The 20,135-nt window shown below is 39.3% G+C and carries 17 protein-coding genes; all 17 read right to left on the bottom strand.

Annotated features, from left to right (window positions below; translation table 11 throughout):
- The 17 genes from ruvA to ACTU7M_RS03390 all read right to left on the bottom strand — a co-directional run bounded on the left by ruvA (window position 1) and on the right by ACTU7M_RS03390 (window position 20,008).
- Window positions 1-603, bottom strand: a complete 603-nt coding sequence (ruvA, locus tag ACTU7M_RS03470; RefSeq protein ID WP_443472982.1) for a Holliday junction branch migration protein RuvA — start codon at window positions 601-603, stop codon at window positions 1-3.
- Window positions 604-735: 132 nt separating this feature from the next.
- Window positions 736-1,161 (bottom strand): peptide-methionine (R)-S-oxide reductase MsrB, encoded by a 426-nt coding sequence (msrB, locus tag ACTU7M_RS03465; protein ID WP_443472981.1) that lies wholly within the window; start codon window positions 1,159-1,161, stop codon window positions 736-738.
- A 76-nt stretch (window positions 1,162-1,237) separates the two neighbouring features.
- A complete protein-coding gene (mutL, locus tag ACTU7M_RS03460) occupies window positions 1,238-3,079 on the bottom strand; it encodes a DNA mismatch repair endonuclease MutL (RefSeq protein WP_443472980.1) in 1,842 nt (613 codons plus the stop codon).
- Between the two features lie 12 nt (window positions 3,080-3,091).
- Window positions 3,092-5,653: a DNA mismatch repair protein MutS gene (gene mutS, locus ACTU7M_RS03455; RefSeq protein ID WP_443472979.1), complete on the bottom strand. Its 2,562-nt coding sequence runs from the start codon at window positions 5,651-5,653 to the stop codon at window positions 3,092-3,094.
- A 9-nt stretch (window positions 5,654-5,662) separates the two neighbouring features.
- On the bottom strand, window positions 5,663-6,028 hold the full coding sequence (locus tag ACTU7M_RS03450) for a YlbF family regulator (RefSeq protein ID WP_443472978.1): 366 nt from the start codon (window positions 6,026-6,028) through the stop codon (window positions 5,663-5,665).
- The gene (locus ACTU7M_RS03445) at window positions 6,028-6,834 is read right to left on the bottom strand and encodes a TIGR00282 family metallophosphoesterase (protein WP_443472977.1); all 807 of its coding nucleotides are present in this window, start codon (window positions 6,832-6,834) and stop codon (window positions 6,028-6,030) included. Before ACTU7M_RS03445 ends, ACTU7M_RS03450 begins: the two co-directional genes overlap by 1 nt.
- 344 nt (window positions 6,835-7,178) lie before the next feature.
- Window positions 7,179-8,741 (bottom strand): ribonuclease Y, encoded by a 1,563-nt coding sequence (gene rny / locus ACTU7M_RS03440; protein WP_443472976.1) that lies wholly within the window; start codon window positions 8,739-8,741, stop codon window positions 7,179-7,181.
- Window positions 8,742-8,954: 213 nt separating this feature from the next.
- The gene (recA, locus tag ACTU7M_RS03435; protein WP_443472975.1) at window positions 8,955-10,007 is read right to left on the bottom strand and encodes a recombinase RecA; all 1,053 of its coding nucleotides are present in this window, start codon (window positions 10,005-10,007) and stop codon (window positions 8,955-8,957) included.
- A gap of 105 nt (window positions 10,008-10,112) precedes the next feature.
- The gene (locus ACTU7M_RS03430; RefSeq protein WP_443472974.1) at window positions 10,113-11,357 is read right to left on the bottom strand and encodes a competence/damage-inducible protein A; all 1,245 of its coding nucleotides are present in this window, start codon (window positions 11,355-11,357) and stop codon (window positions 10,113-10,115) included.
- Between the two features lie 93 nt (window positions 11,358-11,450).
- Window positions 11,451-12,035 (bottom strand): CDP-diacylglycerol--glycerol-3-phosphate 3-phosphatidyltransferase, encoded by a 585-nt coding sequence (gene pgsA / locus ACTU7M_RS03425; RefSeq protein ID WP_443472973.1) that lies wholly within the window; start codon window positions 12,033-12,035, stop codon window positions 11,451-11,453.
- A 24-nt stretch (window positions 12,036-12,059) separates the two neighbouring features.
- A complete protein-coding gene (locus ACTU7M_RS03420) occupies window positions 12,060-12,920 on the bottom strand; it encodes a RodZ domain-containing protein (protein WP_443472972.1) in 861 nt (286 codons plus the stop codon).
- A gap of 67 nt (window positions 12,921-12,987) precedes the next feature.
- Window positions 12,988-13,713 carry an elongation factor P 5-aminopentanone reductase gene (gene ymfI, locus ACTU7M_RS03415; protein ID WP_443472971.1) on the bottom strand — a complete coding sequence of 242 codons (726 nt, stop codon included), beginning with the start codon at window positions 13,711-13,713 and terminating at the stop codon, window positions 12,988-12,990.
- Window positions 13,714-13,715: 2 nt separating this feature from the next.
- Entirely contained in the window at window positions 13,716-15,011 is a 1,296-nt protein-coding gene (gene yfmH / locus ACTU7M_RS03410; protein ID WP_443472970.1) for an EF-P 5-aminopentanol modification-associated protein YfmH, read from the bottom strand.
- Window positions 15,004-16,275 (bottom strand): EF-P 5-aminopentanol modification-associated protein YfmF, encoded by a 1,272-nt coding sequence (gene yfmF / locus ACTU7M_RS03405; protein WP_443472969.1) that lies wholly within the window; start codon window positions 16,273-16,275, stop codon window positions 15,004-15,006. Before yfmF ends, yfmH begins: the two co-directional genes overlap by 8 nt.
- A gap of 132 nt (window positions 16,276-16,407) precedes the next feature.
- Window positions 16,408-17,367, bottom strand: coding sequence for an ABC transporter permease (locus tag ACTU7M_RS03400; protein ID WP_443472968.1), 960 nt, complete (start codon window positions 17,365-17,367; stop codon window positions 16,408-16,410).
- Window positions 17,368-18,441: an ABC transporter permease gene (locus ACTU7M_RS03395; RefSeq protein WP_443472967.1), complete on the bottom strand. Its 1,074-nt coding sequence runs from the start codon at window positions 18,439-18,441 to the stop codon at window positions 17,368-17,370.
- Entirely contained in the window at window positions 18,434-20,008 is a 1,575-nt protein-coding gene (locus ACTU7M_RS03390) for an ABC transporter ATP-binding protein (RefSeq protein WP_443472966.1), read from the bottom strand. The genes ACTU7M_RS03395 and ACTU7M_RS03390 overlap by 8 nt, the downstream gene beginning before the upstream one ends.
- Window positions 20,009-20,135: the final 127 nt, after the last annotated feature.

Here is a 20,135-nt window from a genome sequence, read left to right as displayed (position 1 = left end):
CTACCCTTTCAATAACAACTTGAATGCCATACGCAGAACTTCTTCTGTGCTTGTAAATGATTGTTCTTTTAGTTTTGGTATGACTTTATTTATTTCCCGAACGGAATAGCCAAGCCCTTGCAAGGCCTCTTCAGCTTCGGAAAGATGAATATTTCCATCTTCCTCTACAACAGTTGGCTGATCTATTTCTGCACCATCCAGTAATTCAGTTAGCTTCCCTTTCAAATCCAGCACAATTTGTGAAGCTGTTTTCTTGCCAACTCCCGGAAACTTCGTCAAATACGTGCTGTTTTCTGCCTCGATTGCATGAATCAAACCATCATGATCCCCATTCGCCAAAATGGATAAACCACTTTTTGGTCCTATTCCAGAAACACTAATAAGTTTAAGATAAAGCTGCTTTTCCCTAAAATCTTTGAAACCATATAATGTAATGCTGTCTTCACGGACTGCTTGATGGATATATATTTGGGTCTCTTCTTTCTGTAAAGAAGAATATCGAAAAGGGTTCGCTACGAGAATTTGGTACCCGATTCCATTCACATCCAGCACAATATAAGTGGGATGAACGCCTACTATGATTCCTCGTAAATATTCATACATGAGCCTTTCCCCTTTCAATTTTTCTAACGTCTATCATATCACAGGTACGGTTATGATGGGGAAAATATCTTGAAAAACAAAAAGAAAGGACCTCCGCATCAAATCACTCAGAGGTCCTTTCCGGAAGGTAATTTAATTGAATAGCGAACGATATTCGCCATATCCTTCTTTTTCTAAATCTTCGTAGGCAACAAATCGCATCGCAGCTGAATTGATACAGTAACGTAAGCCACCCATTTCTTCCGGACCGTCTTCAAAAACGTGTCCTAGGTGTGAATCCGCTTGACTGCTACGGACTTCAGTTCTTTCCCGAGCCAATTTGGTATCTACTTTTTCTGTCAATTGTGCAATTGGCTTGGAAAATGAAGGCCATCCACACCCAGCATCATATTTATCTGTAGAGCTAAATAAAGGTTCTCCGCTAACAACGTCAACAAAAATCCCCTTTTCATAGAAATCATCGTATTCTCCGGAGAATGGCCGCTCAGTCGCTTCATTCTGGGTTACTTCATATTGAAGTGGGGTAAGTTTTTGACGCAATTGTTCTTTATCAGTCATATCTTTCATTCCTTTGTCTCTCAATTTGTTATTACTTATTTTAACTCATAAAAATTCTTTTTCAAAACAATCAGGCTTAATGTGCATCCTGAATACGTTTGAACATTTTTTCCATATCGGTATTTGAAAAATGGATTAATACAGGGCGTCCATGCGGACAGTTATAGGGATTTTTAGTCTTGGCTAAGTCCGCCAATAACTGCCTTGCTTCATAATCAGGCAAATGATGATTGGCTTTGATCGATCGTTTACAACTCATCATAATTGCGGTAGCTTCGCGAAGTTTTTTGACGGATAAGCCTTCATCAGATAATACCATTTGGATGATGTCATTCACTATCCCTTCTTCTTGCCCCGGTTTGAACCAGGTTGGATGTTGTGATAGCAAAAAGGTATGTTTCCCAAATGGCTCGAGATAAATCCCGATTTCTTCTAATTTATCATGGTTATCGTTTATTTTTAAGAATTCATCCGAGGTTAAATCGATGGTTATCGGTACCAACAGGCTTTGTAATGTATTAGCCACTCTGGCGATTTCGTCACGGTAGAATTCGTATTTAATACGTTCTTGAGCTGCATGTTGATCGATCATATAAAGCCCTTTATCATTTTGTGCAAATAAATAAGTACCATGCATCTGACCAAAATAATATAACTCCGGAAAACTTTGGATGGTCTCTTCCTCATTTTCCACGTTCTTCACAGCGTCCAATACAGACGCGTCATGCGTAGTAGGTGGTGTGTAATCTTCTTCATCCACTACCACTTCACCAAACGCTTCCTGAATCTGTTCCCCGGGGATTTGTGTTTCCACTTTAGGTGATTCATAGTTAAACTTTGGAGATTCTAACTCAACTTGAATTTGTTCATGTTGTTCAACTTGAACCGGGTTTCTTTTGAATGATAAATTTTCTAACCCGCTTGGTATGGAGACAACTTCTTTCATTGCGGCTTGAACAGCTTTTATAATCAGAGCTGACAGTTCGGTTTCTTTACTGATCCTGATTTCTTTTTTAGAGGGATGAACATTCACATCCAGTAGCAACGGATCTGTATCGACTGTAATGACCGCAACTGGAAAACGACCAATCATTAAACGTGATCCGAAACCTTCAACTAAAGCTTTTTGGAGATTATAGTTACGGATATAGCGGCCATTTAATATGAAAGTCATATAATTTCGGCTTGCTCGCGTCAATTCAGGTTTGCTCACATACCCGCTTAACTTGAAATCCAGATCTTCAGCTTCAATATGCAGCATCTTACGAGCAACGGCCGTTCCATAGACCCCCGCAATCGCTTGTTTCAGATCACCATTACCACTTGTTCGTAACATTTGATTTCCTTCATTTACAAGACGGAAGGCTATTTTGGGGTGGCTTAGCGCTAGCCTATTGACAATATCAGAGATACTGGCCAATTCCGTTTGTAAGGTACGGATGTATTTCAAACGTGCAGGTGTATTGTAAAATAAACTCTCAACTGTCAAGGTTGTCCCTTTTCTTGCACCATGAATTTTCTCCTCGACAATGTTGCCGCCTTCGATACGAATATACTTCCCAGGTAAATCAATCGTTGCACTCTCGAGGGTTAACTTTGATACAGAAGCAATACTTGGTAGAGCTTCGCCACGAAAACCCAGTGAATGAATACGAAATAAATCTTGGGTTGTATAAATTTTACTGGTCGCATGGCGTTCAAACGCTAGAACGACCTCATCGGGATGAATACCGCCACCATTATCACTGACCATGATTTTCTTTAATCCAGCTTCTTCAATTAAAATATCAATCTGGCTACTACCAGCATCAATCGCATTTTCCACCAGCTCTTTCACAACCGAGGATGGTCTCTCGATCACTTCTCCGGCAGCAATTTGGTTGGATAGTTGTTCAGATAATGTCTTTATTGTTGCCAAGGCAAATCACCATCATTTCTTTTTCAGTAATTGCTTCCATTCGTTCAACTGATTCATGGCTTGTAGAGGTGAATGATTTTCCAAAGAGAACTCACTCATCTCGTTGACGACTTGTTTCTCGTTCATGTCTAATTGATTTTCAGTAAACAATGATAACTGTTGGGTTGAATCAACAGGAACGGATACTTTCTCGGTATTTTCCAATCGTTCAAGTATCTGTTTTGCTTCTACCAGTAGGTCTTCAGGCATTCCCGCCAATTTCGCTACGTGTAATCCATAACTTTTATCCGCTGGCCCAGTCATTATTTTATGAAGGAAAACCAACTCACCATTTTGCTCGATGGCACCAACATGGACATTTCTTAAAGCCGATAGTTCTTGGTCCAATACCGTCAACTCATGGTAATGAGTGGAAAACAGCATCTTACCTTTATTTGATCCATGCAAATAGCGAATAATCGCTTCGGCCAGAGCCATTCCATCAAAAGTAGCGGTCCCTCTTCCAATCTCATCGAATAAAATCAAGCTGCGTTCAGTCGCATATTGTAATGCTTGGTTTGTTTCCACCATTTCTACCATAAAAGTACTTTGGCCTGAATACAAATCATCTGCTGCACCAATTCGCGTAAAAATTTGATCAAATATAGGCAATTCGGCTACATCTGCCGGCACATAACACCCAATTTGGGCCATGATGACAATCAAAGCTAGTTGACGCATATAAGTACTCTTACCAGACATATTGGGTCCCGTAATGAGTAGAATCTCGTTCTTGTCTTCCATGATTAAGTTGTTGGCAATGTATTTTTCTTTGCCTAACACTTCTTCAACGACTGGATGACGCCCGTTAATAATATTAATGGTTTTCGATTGTGCTGAAATCATCGGTTGCGTGTAATGTTTTTCTTCAGCTATTTCTGCAAACCCTTGATATACATCCAGTTCCGAAATATATTTCGCTAAAACCTGTAATTTTTTGCTGTATTTTTTAACGTGTTCCCGAATTTCAAGGAATAGTTCATACTCAAGCGTCGCTGATTTTTCTTCTGCTTCAAGAATAATTCGTTCTTTTTCTTTTAATTCCGGTGTAATAAAACGTTCTGCATTTGCCAATGTTTGTTTTCGATCGTAAAGCCCTTCTGGCAAATTAGATACATTCGCCTTGGAAACCTCGATGTAATAACCAAAAACGCGATTAAAGCCTATTTTTAGCGTTTTAATGCCGGTTTTTTCCCTTTCGGACTGTTGCAAAGCGGCAATCCATTTTTTTCCATTTGTCATGGCATCCCGATACTTATCTAACGTTTCATTGAAACCATCTTTGATGATATTTCCATCCGTTATTAAAATTGGGGGGTCGTCGACAATCGCTTTTTCAATCAATGCAACGATTTCGGGCATGTCCTCTATTTTAGTGAGCGTATCAGACCAAATGGCATCTTGCGTCGCTTCCAGTATTTGCCTTAAAACAGGTAGCTGTTCCAAGGACCGCTTTAATTGAATCAAATCACGCCCGTTTACGCTACCGAACGAGATTTTTGCCACGAGTCTTTCTAAATCGTAAACAGAGGTCAACGCTTGGCTAATATCCATTCGCTCAAAATAATGGGCTAATAACGATTGCACCTTCAATTGGCGGTTGCGTATATCTTGTTCGTTAATAAGAGGTTTTTCTAGCCACTGTTTCAGCTTCCGCCCGCCCATAGCTGTTTTCGTGCGGTCAATGAGCCACAATAAACTCCCTGTCTTTTGTTGATCTCGGATCGAGGTTGTCAATTCCAGATTTCGACGGGCATACGTATCCATCTTTAAGTACTGATCGGATTGATAGCGAATCGCTTTTTGAATATGGGATAAGCTCCGTTTTTGGGTATGCGACAAGTAACTAATCAAAAGTGTCAATACATCCCGGCAAGGCTGTTCAGCGATGTCTTCCAAAACGGATTCAAGAATTGAATCTGCTACTTTCTCATCATGTCGGGAGATAATGACCCCGAATCGTTCCTGCAACGTTTCAATAAAAGGAAAAGTAGCAACCGCCTGTACAACGATTTCTTTCGCTTGTACCGATTGCACTTCGTTCATTACTGCATCTTCATTTTCTAATACGGTGACTCGTGTCTCTCCCGTACCAATGTCCGTATAGGCAAAAGCATAACCAGTCTCATGCTTTTCTATCGCGACAAGGTAATTATTTTTTTTACCATCACCATTTGTTTCGTCCATATACGTTCCTGGCGTCAGTACTTGGACAACTTCGCGTCTAACCATGCCCTTCGTTGCCTTTGGGTCCTCCATTTGCTCGCAGACGGCAACTTTATGGCCACCGTCAATTAATTTCCGTATATAATCTTTGGCAGCATGGTATGGTACCCCGCACATCGGAATTGGGTTATCGGCATTTTTGTTACGACTTGTCAGTGTTATCTCAAGAATTTTTGCTGCTTTTATAGCATCTTCATTGAACAACTCGTAAAAATCGCCTAAACGATAAAATAAAAATGAATCAGGGTATTGTTTTTTTATTGCCGTATATTGTTCCATCATTGGCGTTTGTTTCGTTTTTTGTGGCATGCTTTCACCTCAATCAGTTATTGAATCTACTTCGGTTTGTATTTGTTTAAAAAGGAATTGGACAACTTCATTTGCTTCTACCAATGACGCACGATATTGTTGTACCGTAATGTTTTCATCTATTGCTTTATTTAAAGCATTCAATTCATCCAGTGTTTTTTTATAGGCTTCTGGTTTCTCATAATATTCGAAATTGACTAAGTCACGTTGTTTATTTTTTATTTGTTCAATCGTATCTTGAACCCATTTACTCTCTTCCACTTTACTCTCAGCTTTTTGAAATGCAATGATTTCCTCTTTCTGTAACAATAAAGCAATTAATTTGTCTAATTCTTTATTTATGTCAGATTCAATATGGTACTCGTTTACGTTCATTAATAACCACTCCCAAAAGGTCGATCATCATTAATCATGATCGTTTCAATTTTCGTGGCCTTTCCCGAACGATCGTCAATTTCGACATAACAACCACTGAGTAGTTTTCTTCCTTCTTCAGGAATTTCGTGGCGAACTGGAAGTTGTTTTAAGAATTTGTCAAGGATGATATGCGTTTCTACTCCAAGAACACTATCATATGAACCGGTCATTCCAGCATCCGTTAAATAGGCAGTGCCCTTAGGTAGAATACGCGCATCATTCGTTTGGATATGGGTATGGGTACCAACAACAGCTGATACGCGACCATCCAAATACCAACCCATGGCTTGTTTTTCACTTGTTGCCTCAGCGTGGAAATCCACGAATATACACTGTGTTTCTTCACCAATCTCCGCCAGGATTTTATCCATCTTTCGAAAAGGGTCATCCAAATCATTTAAAAAGACACGCCCTTGCATATTGATAACGGCTATTTTAGTCTGATTAATCTGGATGATTTTATATCCTATGCCAGGCGTTCCTTCTGGAAAGTTAGCCGGTCTTATCATTTTTATTTTATCATTTCCGATAAATTCGAAAATATCTCGATTATCCCAAGTATGGTTTCCCATTGTAATTAAGTCGACACCCGCTTGTAAAAATTCTTTATAAATTTTTTCGGTAATCCCACGGCCTCCTGCTGCATTTTCTCCATTAACAATAGTAAATTGTGGGCGGTATTTAGCTTTTAATAAGGGTAAGGATTCAATCAACATTTTTCTTCCTATTGAACCCACTACATCTCCAACGAATAACACTTTCATTTATATATTTGCCTCTTCTCTATTCTTCATTCATTATATTAGTTTAACATAAAAGCGAATAAAATTGGTTCTTGGTTATTTGGTGTTGGTGAAGGAAATGCCCTTCGGCCTACGTGGTTGCTTGTGTGCTGCCGTGGGACCCGCCCGGAGCCTGGAGTCTCCGGGCTTGCAAGCCTCAAAGGGATCGTAGACGCTGAAGCGCCAACGATCCCTACTTTCGCATTGCATCCTTGACACGGCCACAAGCAACCACTCCATCCTGCGGGATTTCCAAGAGGAGTACCTACCAACACCATAAAATTTGAGTGAACAAACAGAAAAGACAGGGTTTGCACCCTGCCTCGTTATTTTGCATATTCAATTGCTCTTGTTTCGCGTATAACCGTAACTTTAATGTGTCCCGGATAGTCTAATTCTTCTTCGATTTTTGATTTGATGTCGCGTGCCATCAAAATTGCATGAGCATCATCTACAGATTCAGGTTTCACCATAATTCTGATTTCACGACCCGCTTGAATAGCGAAACTATAATCAACGCCTTCAAATTCGTTCGCAATACTTTCCAATCGTTCCAATCTCCGAATATAATTTTCCAAAGATTCACTTCGTGCCCCTGGACGCGCTGCTGATAGAGCATCAGACGCCGCAACCAAGACAGAAATAACATTGTTTGCTTCTACATCACCATGGTGGGATGCAATTGCATTGACAACAACACCATTTTCTTTGTATCTATGAGCAATTTCTGCACCGATTTCAACGTGAGAACCTTCAATCTCATGATCGAGAGCTTTTCCAATATCATGAAGCAATCCTGCGCGTTTCGCAAGTGTGATATCTTCACCTAACTCGCCTGCCATAATACCGGCCAATTTAGCAACTTCGATACTGTGGTTCAAAACATTTTGACCATAACTTGTTCTGAAATGCATACGACCAAGAATCTTAATTAAATCAGGGTGAATTGAGTGAATACCTACTTCAAAGGTAGCTTGTTCACCAATTTCGCGGATTCGTTCATCCATTTCTTTGCGAGCTTTATCAACAGCTTCCTCAATACGTGCCGGATGAATCCGACCATCTTGAATCAACTTCTCTAATGCCATTTTTGCAATTTCACGTCGGATTGGATCAAAACCACTCAAGACTACTGCTTCCGGGGTATCATCGATAATTAAATCGATTCCCGTTAGCGATTCAAGAGTTCTGATATTACGACCTTCACGTCCGATAATGCGACCTTTCATGTCATCGTTAGGTAAAATTACCACCGATACCGTTGTTTCTGAAACCATGTCAGCAGAGCTACGTTGAATCGCTTGAAGAATAATATTCTTCGCTTTTCTTTCTGCTTCATCCTTGGCTTGTTGTTCAGATTCTCTCACCATGATAGCGCGTTCGTTCGTTAATTGGTCTTCCGTTTCTTTCATGATAATTGCCTTAGCATCTTCTCTTGATAGCGTTGCTACTCGTTCCAGTTCCCTCTGTTGTGATTCGATAATTTCCTGGATTCGATCTTCTTCAGTCACCAATGCTTGCGTGCGTTTAACAAGATTTTCTTCTTTTTGCTCGATAGTTTTTTCACGCTTGGAGAAATTATTATCTTTTCTATCCAAATTCTCTTCTTTTTGGATAAGCCGATTTTCTTGTTTGGTTAGCTCGTTTCTTCTATCGCGCAATTCTGCTTCGATAGCGGAACGATATTTTTGGCCCTCTTCCTTCGCTTCTAACATAGCTTCCTTTTTCTTGTTTTCCGCTTCTCTTTCAGCATTCTCCAAGATTGCCGTAGCTGTGTTATTCGCGCCAGCGATTTCCTTTTCATGACTCGATTTCCGATATGTATACCCGATAACGACACCTAAAATTAAGGCTATGATAGCAGCGAAGGCAACGTACATCCATTCCATCGTTTCACCTCCGTATCTATTCAATTTGTCGTTAAAAATTAAAAATATTTTTTAATATATGCATCCTATTTAAAGAAACATATAATTCAATTCTAAACTTTGTAACCGCTACTGTCAATAAAATTATCCCTCTGCAGCTAGTTTATGAACGAAAAAGACCCCTACTATTAAAAGTAGGAGCCCATATCATACATGTCAGGAAGGAAATTTTTATTAATCTTCCAGGAGTTCTGTTACTTCTTTAGTTTCAGCATCTTCAGGAAGGGCATCTCCAATACCATAGATGGCACGAACCTTGCGATCGATTTCCTCTAACATTTGAGGGTTTTCAATCAAGAAATTCTTGGCATTTTCACGGCCTTGCCCAATTCGTTCATCTTTATAAGAGTACCAAGAACCACTCTTATTGATGATATCATGCTCAGAAGCAATATCGACTACTTCCCCAACACTGGAGATACCTTGTCCGTACATAATATCGACTTCTGCGACCTTAAATGGTGGCGCAACCTTATTCTTAACCACTTTTATTTTGGTACGGTTCCCAATGACATCCGTACCCGATTTAATTTGCTCAGCACGACGAACTTCTAAACGGATAGTGGAGTAGAATTTCAGGGCACGACCACCCGGTGTTGTTTCAGGGTTTCCAAACATAATACCGATTTTTTCACGGATTTGGTTGATAAAAATAGCAATTGTTTTTGTCTTGTTGATTGAACCCGATAATTTACGTAATGCTTGGGACATTAAACGCGCTTGTAGCCCCATATGGGAATCTCCCATCTCGCCTTCGATTTCAGCTCGTGGAACTAACGCAGCAACCGAGTCAATAACCACAATATCGATTGCTCCAGAAGAAATTAATGCATCGGCAATTTCCAAACCTTGTTCCCCTGTGTCAGGTTGTGACAAGAGCAACTCATCCACGTTAACGCCAATTGCACGAGCGTATTTTGGATCTAATGCGTGCTCAGCATCGATAAATGCAGCAACGCCACCTTTTTTTTGTGCTTCAGCAATGGCATGGAGGGCTACAGTTGTTTTACCTGAAGACTCTGGTCCGTAAATCTCAATGATTCGTCCACGAGGGTAACCGCCAACCCCTAATGCAATATCCAAAGCTACAGAACCACTTGGAACTGTGGAGATTTCTGTTTCTACTTTGTCACCCATTTTCATGATAGAGCCTTTACCATATGTACGTTCTATTTTTTTCATTGCTTCATCTAAAGCTTTTTGTCTATTTTCATTGTTATTTGCCATTATATAGCCTCCAAAAGGTTTATTTCGTTTAACTTCATTAGCATAGTAATTTTATAACACTTACCTTAAAAAAGCAAGATAAAAGTGAACAAACGTTCGCTTTTGTTATTCGAGTAGCGAACGTCTTATTAAATCCAGACCCTGCATGACGCTCCGTTCGCGGTTCCCGGTGCGGTTATGCATAAAGCGATATTTTAGCGCTTTTGTATTTTTACCTTTTTGGCTTAACCCGATCCAAACAGTACCAGCAGGTTCTCCTTCTAAAGCTTCCGGACCGGCCACTCCGGTAAAAGAAATAGCAATATCCGTTTGAAATATTTCGCGACAACGATCAGCCATCGCCATTGCACAAGCCTCACTGACAACACCATGTTCTTGAACGATTGCTGCTGGCACACCCAGGACTTCCCTTTTAACGGACTCGTGATATGTCACCATGCCACCCATAAAATAATCACTCGAATTGGGTATCGACACTAAAGTCGATTGGAATAATCCCCCAGTTAAGCTTTCAGCAGCACTAATCGTTTTGTGTTGCTCTTTCAGTAAATTCCCTACCGTTTTGACCAGACTGTTATTATGACCCTCACCATAATAGTAATCGCCTACTATCTCCAAAATTTCTTTTGTTTTTTCAGATAATAAAGCCACACATGAATTTTCATCTGTTCCACTAGCCGTTAAACGCAACGTTACCTCATAATCGCCAGCATAGGGAGCTACCGTTGGGTTGGTTTGACTTTTTATATGATAATCAAGTTTAGTCACCAATTCCGACTCACCAATGCCGTAAAATCTTAAGGTTTTGGATACAAGCGATTGTCTGCTTCCGCCTAAATACTTTTCAAGAAAAGGGAGTATTTCATTGTCAAACATCAAGGTTAATTCCTTCGGCGGTCCAGGCACCAGGAGATATAAATGCTTCCCCTTCTCTATGAACGTCCCTAGTGCGTGTCCATTGCGATTAGGGAAACCAATTCCATTTTCAAAATAAAGCGCCTGTTTTCGATTATTTTCTGTCATCTTACGACCTGAAAGTTCGAAATAGGATTTGATATTTGCGAGTGCCGTGTCATCCAAAATGAGATTTTCTTGCAGATGGTATGCTACCGTTTCTTTCGTCACATCATCCTGGGTCGGTCCTAAGCCACCCGTAAAAATAAGGAGTTCACTCCTTCCTTCCGCAATTGTGATTGCCTCTTTAAGGCGATTGACGTTATCCCCTACAACCGTTTGAAAATAAGCATTAATTCCTAAATCCGCTAAATTTTTCGCTAAATAAGCAGCATCGGTATTGACGATCTGTCCTAATAGTAATTCAGTTCCCACAGAAATGATTTCTGCAATCATAGTACCCCTCCTATACATATATAAGCAAAAAAATTGAATTTCAATTTAAAAAAAGAAAACAATTTTATAAATTGTTTTCTTTTGATAACTTGATTAATTTTTGAATGAGTCGGCAAATATTTCTTTGTTTTTGATGAAGTAATCGACACCAGAGTAAATCGTGAACAGGAGGCATAGGTATAACATAATTGAAGCAAAAGGAATACCTAACCCTTCAAATGGAAGATTATCCAGAAAAAGTAAAATTATCGCCAACATTTGTGTCGCGGTTTTAATTTTCCCTGGCCACGCTGCTGCCATAACTTCTCCTCCGGTTACCAACAACAAACGTAATCCTGTTACTGCTAGTTCTCTACAGATGATAATAGCCACAACCCAGGCTGGTGCCAATCCTTTTTCCACTAAAACAATAAATGCAGTGGCTACCAGCATTTTATCTGCTAATGGATCTGCAAATTTACCAAAGTTAGTGACAATGTTGTCTCTGCGTGCAATATAACCATCCAACCAGTCCGTGAAACTGGCAACTGCAAAAACGATGGTCCCAATTAATTCTGCAGTCGTGAAAGTTGATCCCCAGATTGAAATCATTCCCCAATCCAGGGGAGCTACCATCAATACGATAAATAATGGAATCATAAATATTCGTAAGACGGTTAGTTTGTTTGGTAAATTCAAAATAAAAATCTCCTTACTACTTAACTACTCAAGATTAAAAATGAGTGTTTGTGTTTGATTTGTTTGGTAATCATCCGGCAACGTAACAGAAGTATCTCCGAATTTAATCGTAGTAGAAGGTAAGTAACCTACTCGGATAATAATTTGATTTACTCCCTCTGCTAATTCTTCCGTTTGAGTCGTTCCACCAGGAATTGTTCCTTCGAAAATAGAATTATTTCCATCAGTAGTGACAGATACCCAAGAGCTTCCAGTGTTATTAACTTCGATTGCGAGCGTATTTGGTAAGTCCAATCCTGTTATTATATAGGTCGGTGAATCTGCTTCTTCGGTGGATGCTGTAATAACCGTTCCCGCTTGAGGAACTTCCACTTCTTCGCTACTCTCAACGCTTTCTGAACTTTCAGCAGAAGATTGAGCCACTTGCTGAGATTGGGATGAAGGCACATCATTAGAATCAGCCCCATTCCCTTTCATATAAAAGGTATAAAACCAAATAGAACCTAAAATAAATAAGAACATCAGTACTAATAAAAAGGTTGGCAAACTATTTTTGGCATCATTACTATAAATGAATTTTTTTTCGCGTGAAGAGCGTTTCAGTTCCGAACGCGTAGGAAGGGACCTTTCTTTTGGTTCCTGCAAATCCTGATAGGAATATCCCCTGCCTATTTCGTCATTCAAAGTTATACCTACAACATCAGCATATTGGCGAATAAAATTGCTGACAAAGAATTCACCTGGAAGATCTTCCAATCTGTTTTCTTCAATAGCAATTAAATAGCGTTTTTGGATCTTAGTCAGCTGTTGCATATCGTCTAAAGTATAACCCTTTTTTTTCCGTGCTTGCTTCAAGCGATTTCCGACATGAGTTGGTTCATCCATTCCCGACACCACCTATTCTCACTTTGAAGTAATTATATCATAATTACTTTCAGGGAAAAATATCTTGCTATTTTAGCCAGCCACCACTAACCGTAAGGGTTTGACCAGTCATATAAGCACTCTCTGGTTTGAGTAACTGTTGCACCCAAAAACTTATTTCCGATGCTTCTCCAAGCCGCCCCATAGGAATTTCACTCTTCAAGTCTAAAAGCTCATCCCCAGAATAGTGACTATTCATCTGGGTATTAATGGCACCGGCGCTTACTGCATTTACTGTAAGCCCCCAGCTCGCAACTTCTTTGCTGTACGCTTTAACAAAAGCAATTTGGGCGCCTTTCACTGTGCTATAAAAAACCTCATTGCTGCTACCCATTTCCCCATAGATGGAACTTATAAAGACAATCCGCCCGTTTTCAGTTCTATGAATTTTTTCTTGGACCGCTTGCGCAATTAAAATAGGAACCTTAACATGCATGTTCCACAAATAATCCATGCTTTCCGGCGTCAAGTCACGCAGTAAGCCAAATTCTGTTGTGCCATGTGCAAAAACAAGTGCATTCAAGGAAAACAATTGATTCTTTAATGCTGACACAGCAGTAGCGTCACTCAAATCTGCTTGAACAAGAAAAAACTCTTGCTTTGGAAAAGATTGCTCCAATTCTTTTAATAACTGGATAACTTTTTGTTTATTGGAGTGATAATGTAAGTACAAAGACCAACCATCTGCTGCCAATGACTGACATATACTGAAGCCAATATCGCCAGAGGCTCCAGTAACTAGTGCAATCTTCATGCTTATTTCCCTTTCTTCGGCTTAATGATAAAGGTACTCATAACTTGGTCTTTAATATAATGTTCAGCAAAATTGGATAAATCAGCTAAAGTTAGAGCTTCAAGACGTTCGATACGGTTGAACATCTCGATTCCATTGAAATATAAATAGCCATACTGGTTCGAAATATACTCCAATGAATTAAATGCCTGTAACTGTTCGCCTATGAAAGCACGTTTTAATAGTTCAAAATTTTCAACGTTAAAACCAGAATCTTTTTTCCAGTTCAACAAAATGTCTTTCCAGGCTTTTAAAACTTTTTCTGGTTCATTTGTGTCAACTTCCATAGCCATAAAATTGAAACTACGATCAATATTAAAATTATAGCCAAAACTATCATCCAGAATACCTTCATCATAAAGAAGATTAAAATTGTCAGATCCTCTACCAAAAAGTAATTCCATTAATAAGGAACCTTTCAAATAATAGTTATCTGCTTCATTCCCGCTGACTTGATTATTCAATCCCTTGACACCCAATATCACTTTTGGTCGTTTAACATCCATTTCCATTTCGCCATGCGGCTTAATATCAGCGACTGTCTCAGAGGGCATAAAGCGGATAATATGTTCTTCATCCGGAAACTTTTTCATGTCTTGATTGGATTTAATAACCGCCATCGTTTCCTCAACCGGGAAATTACCAATAATAACAAGATTCATATTTGACGGATGGTAGAAAGTATCATAACAAGATTGTAAAATCTCAGGTGTAATAGCCTGGATACTATCCGTTGTTCCAGCAATATCAATAGAAAGAGGATGTTTGGGATACATATTTTTTAATAGTCCATAAAACAAACGCCAGTCCGGATTGTCTTCGTACATCTGGATTTCTTGTGCAATAATCCCCTTTTCTTTTTCTGTTCCTTCTACAGTAAAATGGGGATCCTGAACAAAATCCAATAAAGTTTCCACATTTTCTTTTACCATGCTTGTGGCCGAAAATAAATAACTTGTCCGTGTGAATGATGTGAATGCATTGGCGGATGAACCTAATTTAGCGAAATCATCAAATGCATCATGATCATCGCCTTCAAAAAGCTTGTGTTCCAGAAAATGAGCAACGCCATCTGGCACTAACAATTCTGAATCGGATTGCAAGGGTACAAAGTGATTATCAATGGAACCAAAATTCGTCGTCATGATGCCGTAAGTTTTGGCAAATCCGGATTTTGGAATAAGGATGACTTGTAACCCATTCGCTAGTTTTTCTTGATAAACAGTTTCATCTAAAAGAGGATATTTAACTTTATACATTTTCCTGTTCCTCCCCTTTCAAAAAGAATATGGCTTGTAATTTCATTTGTTTTGCAATATTAACAATGTCTTCATGCGTTACCTCATTTACCGCTTGTAACCATTCATCATCAGAAATGTTTTTTCCAGTGAGAAGTTGGTTGGAGTATATTTTGCTTAATGCTGCCGCTTGACTGTCGTCGTTTTGTTTGTATTGATTGATAAGCATATTTTTAGTCTGGTTTATCAAATCATCAGAAAAATCACCAGCTTGCATATCTTCAAGCTGTGCCAATACAATTTTTTCTACCTGGTCTTTTTTCTCAAAAGCGATACCTGTTGAAACGACCATTGTACCTCGAATATAGTCCAAATAACTTGAAGCAGAATAAGCCAAACTTTCTTTTTCTCTCACATTTTGGAATAGCTTAGAATGTGGGAAACCACCGAAAAGGCCGTTAAATACCATGCCTGCGTAATATTCAGCATTACCATAGTGAGCGGGCGACTTGAAACCAAAAAGCAGTTTTCCTTGAGTGACATCAGAATAATGTTCTACTTTAGCAATTTCCGGACGCAGGTCTAAATCGAAGAATGGTCCAATCGGCAAGGGATCCCGGTCGGTTAGCGTTTGATTGTTAATTGCTTTGACAATTCTTTCGTTATCGACATCACCGGACACATAAATATCAACTGAATCATTTTTCAACATATTTTGGTAAGTTTGGTAAATGGACTCGCTTGTATTCATTTCCAAGAATTCTTCTGAACCCATCCCAAGGTAGGCTTGGTCAGTACCTTCAAATAACGTTTCATTTAGTTTGATATTAGCAAACTTGCCTTTGTCATCTTCCAGTGAGTTGAAATAATGTGCTAAATTAATTTTTTCTCGGTTAAAGGTCGGTTCATGAAAAGTAGCGTTTTCAACATTTGGGTTGAAAATAATTTCTTGTAAAAAAGCAACGCCTTCTTCCAGTAAAGTTTCATCTCCACCAATATAACGATCATTAACAATTTTAAGTCGGAATGAAAGAACATGCTGGGTGCCATAACGTTGCGAAGAAGAGCTTAATGAAGCCCCATATAACCACGACATCTGATTATCCAGCGCTTTTTGTGATGGGTATTTCTTTGAATTTGTAACCAGTACATTTTTTAAGAGCGTGCGGGCCGTTGCTGTTGCTGGGTTATAGTTAGCCCTGAATTTGTATTCAATTAATATTGTTTTAAATTTGTTTGTAGATTGGATATAGGCTCCTACACCTTTTGCTAATTGTAAGTCCATATGTTCACTTCACTTCCTCGATTTACACAATATAAGAAAACTATACTCTAATTTAAGTGCTTTTACAAACTTGAAAAATCCTGAATAACGAAAAAACGCCCCGTTTCCGGGACATTTTTTCGTTATTCAGACTTATTTTGTTTTGATATATGTTGTCCCGTTTGCTGCCGGGCCTTTTGATTTTCCAATAAAGCCAACTAACACAACAATCGTTAACACATAAGGCAATACGAACAAGAAAACGTTCGGAATGTCTTTGATGACTGGAATGTAGTTCCCGATAACACTCAAACTTTGAGAGAACCCAAAGAATAGAGCGGCACCCATAACACCAATTGGATTCCATTTACCAAAAATCATCGCTGCCATTGCTATAAATCCTTGTCCAGCAATCGTTGCATGTGAGAAGTTTAAAGAGATTGATTGTGCAACAACCGCACCACCGATACCACCCATCAGACCAGAAATCATGACACCCGCATAACGCATCATGTATACATTGATTCCCAATGTATCTGCAGCTTGTGGATGCTCACCAACAGAGCGTAAACGCAAACCAAACGATGTACGGAAAATAACGAAGTAGCTAATAAAAGCTACAAATATACCCAAATATGCAACACTCAACGTGTTAGTAAAGAAGATACGTCCGATGACTGGAATATCTTTCAAAATTGGGAAACTTGTTTTTCCAAAGTTACGTACGATAAAGTCAGTTTGGCCACGACCATCATAGAGAACTTTCGTCAAGAAAAGTGCCAAAGCAGGAGCAAGTAGATTAAGAACCGTACCTGAAATGATGTGGTCAGCGCGTAAATTAACGGTTGCCAAAGCATGGATCAAAGAAAACAGAACTCCTACGATCCCACCGACCAATAAGCCTATCCAAGGTGTAGCAGTACCAAAAGTACCCGCATATGAGAGGTTAAAGACAATGGATGAAAAAGCTCCCATTACCATAATCCCTTCAATACCAACGTTAACGATCCCACTACGTTCAGAGAAGGTTCCACCTAGACCGGCAAAAATAAGTGGTGCAGAATATACTAATGTGTTCGAAACGACAAGTGTTAAAATGCCAATGATATCCATCTACGCCACCTCTTTCTTTTCAGTCTTTTGAAGTTTGGAAAGCAATAAGCGGATTATGTAATTTGCCCCAACAAAGAAAATGATCAAGGCAATAACAATATCAACGATTTCGTTTGGTGTTCCCGCAGCCAATGGCATTGTTGTTCCACCAGTCTTCATGACACTAAATAGTAAAGCAGAGAAAAGAATACCAATTGGATTACTCGAACCCAATAACGCTACTCCCATTCCGTCGAAACCAATTTGGGGAATACCACCTTGAACAAAGATGTTTTGGAAATTTCCAAGACCTTCCATTGTTCCACCTAAACCAGCTAAAGCTCCACTCATCAACATCGCCATTACAATATTTTTCTTTGCATTCATACCTGAGTATTCCGCCGCATCTGCATTCAAACCGACCGAACGTAATTCAAATCCGAATGTCGTTCTATTAATGAATACCGATACGATAAACACCATAACGATTGCAATGAAAATACCCATATGAAGGGTCGAATTATTAGTAATACTTGTTAAAAACGGAATACGCATACTTGCATTTTCCACAATTCTTTCAGTTGAATCTCCGACTTCTACCATGTAAGTACGAATGATGTGATTCACAATGTGATAAGAAGTATGATTCAACATAATTGTTACAATGACTTCACTCGTGTCAAAGTAAGCACGCAAGAATCCAGCAATACCAGCCCAAATTGCTCCGGCAATCATTCCGGCAATAACTGCAAGTGGCAATAGAATTAGCTTGGGTAACCCGGGGAATGTTTGTGCAACCAAGATAGATGCAAACCACCCCATCAGTACCTGCCCTGAAAGCCCAATATTAAAGAATCCAGCCGTATTTGCGACAGCAAAACCCAAACCAATTACAATCAGAGGCGCTGCCATTCGAAGTGTTTGACCAATATAGAACGGGTTGGACACTGCTCCACGGAACATAGCGACATATCCAGCGACTGGATCATACCCAAATGCTAACATTAAAATAGCTCCCACGATGACTCCCAGTACAACAGAAAGCAATGGAATTGCTAAAGTCTGGAATCTTTTATTCGTGTATAAATTACTCATGTCCGATTCCCCCTTCCGGTTGTTTATGTCCCAATTCTTCCCGTGCTTTCTCAAGAGAACTACCCGTCATTAACAAACCTAGCTCTTGTTCACTTGTTTCGGATGGAGTAACTTCTGCTACGATATTCCCTTCGTACATTACCACAATACGGTCGGAAACATTTAATATTTCATCCAATTCAAAACTCATCAAAATTACAGCATTGCCTTCATCACGGTGGTTAACCAAACGCTTATGAATAAATTCAATGGCACCTACGTCCAATCCACGGGTCGGCTGTGCTGCAATCAACAAACTCGGATCACGATCAATTTCGCGAGCAATAATCGCTTTTTGTTGGTTACCACCAGATAAAGAACCAGCAGTAGATTTCTCGCTCTGAGTACGAACGTCAAACTCCTGGATTAAACGAATGGCATAAGCATCCATTTCGTTCTCATTCAAGAAATAATTATGGCTAAATGGTTCATGATAGTAACTTTGTAGTGCAATGTTTTCTGAGAGCGTCATCGGCAAGATTAAACCATGACGTTGGCGGTCTTCTGGTATGTGACCGACGCCGGTTTCTGTAATCTTCCTTGGCTGCAAATTCGTAATTTCTTTGCCGTTTAATTTAATTGTTCCACTTTCAACCTTACTTAGGCCTGTAATAGCTTGAATTAATTCTGATTGGCCATTTCCATCAATCCCTGCAATCCCAACAACCTCTCCTGCTCTAACAGTTAGGTTTAGGCCACGAACTGCTTCCAAACCGCGACTTTCTTTAACGGTTAGATTGGTTACTTCCAAGACTGTTTCTTGTGGATTTGGTGCAGTTTTGTCTGTTTTAAAGATAACAGAGCGTCCTACCATCATATCTGCCATTTCCTGTTTGGACGTATTTGCAACATCTACAGTGTCGATACTCTTACCTTTACGGATAACCGTAACGCGGTCAGCAACTTGTTTAATTTCATCTAACTTGTGAGTGATTAAGATGATTGATTTACCTTCGGCAGCTAAACCTCTCATGATAGACATTAATTCCTCAATTTCCTGTGGTGTTAACACCGCTGTTGGTTCATCAAAAATAAGAATGTCTGCCCCGCGGTAGAGTGTTTTTAAAATTTCTATCCGTTGCTCCATTCCCACAGAAATGTCTGCCACTTTGGCGGTTGGATCAACATATAAATGATATTTTTCAGATAATTCCTTTATCGTGTGTGCAGCTTCTTTTTTATTCAAAATACCAAATCGTGTTGTTTCCTTGCCAAGAATAATGTTCTCTGTGACTGTGAAGTCTTTGACTAACATAAAATGTTGATGGACCATTCCGATTCCGATTTTATCGGCCACAGATGGTGAAGAAATTTTTTCTTCTTTGCCATTCACTTTGATAATCCCACTTGTCGGTTGCAATAAGCCGGAGAGGATATTCATCAACGTGGATTTTCCTGCTCCATTTTCACCCAAGAGAGCATGGATTTCACCTTTTTTGACTTTGAGATTGATGTTGTCGTTGGCTTTGAAATTTCCAAAAGCTTTCGTAACATTGATCATTTCGATCACGTAGTTTTCCTCAACCATGCGTCTTCCTCCTTTTTAAGTAACTTAATTAATTACAGTTACTTTATTATACTGTAACTCTTTATCGCAAACCATACAGAACCTCCTAAGAAATTAATGATAATTTTTACCAGAACATTAGAAAAAG

It is taken from the genome of Jeotgalibaca sp. A122, from assembly GCF_052266715.1.
Lineage (GTDB): Bacteria > Bacillota > Bacilli > Lactobacillales > Aerococcaceae > Jeotgalibaca.
The sequence above is the reverse complement of the archived record's forward strand: the minus strand, read 5'-3'. Positions and strand labels throughout refer to the sequence as shown.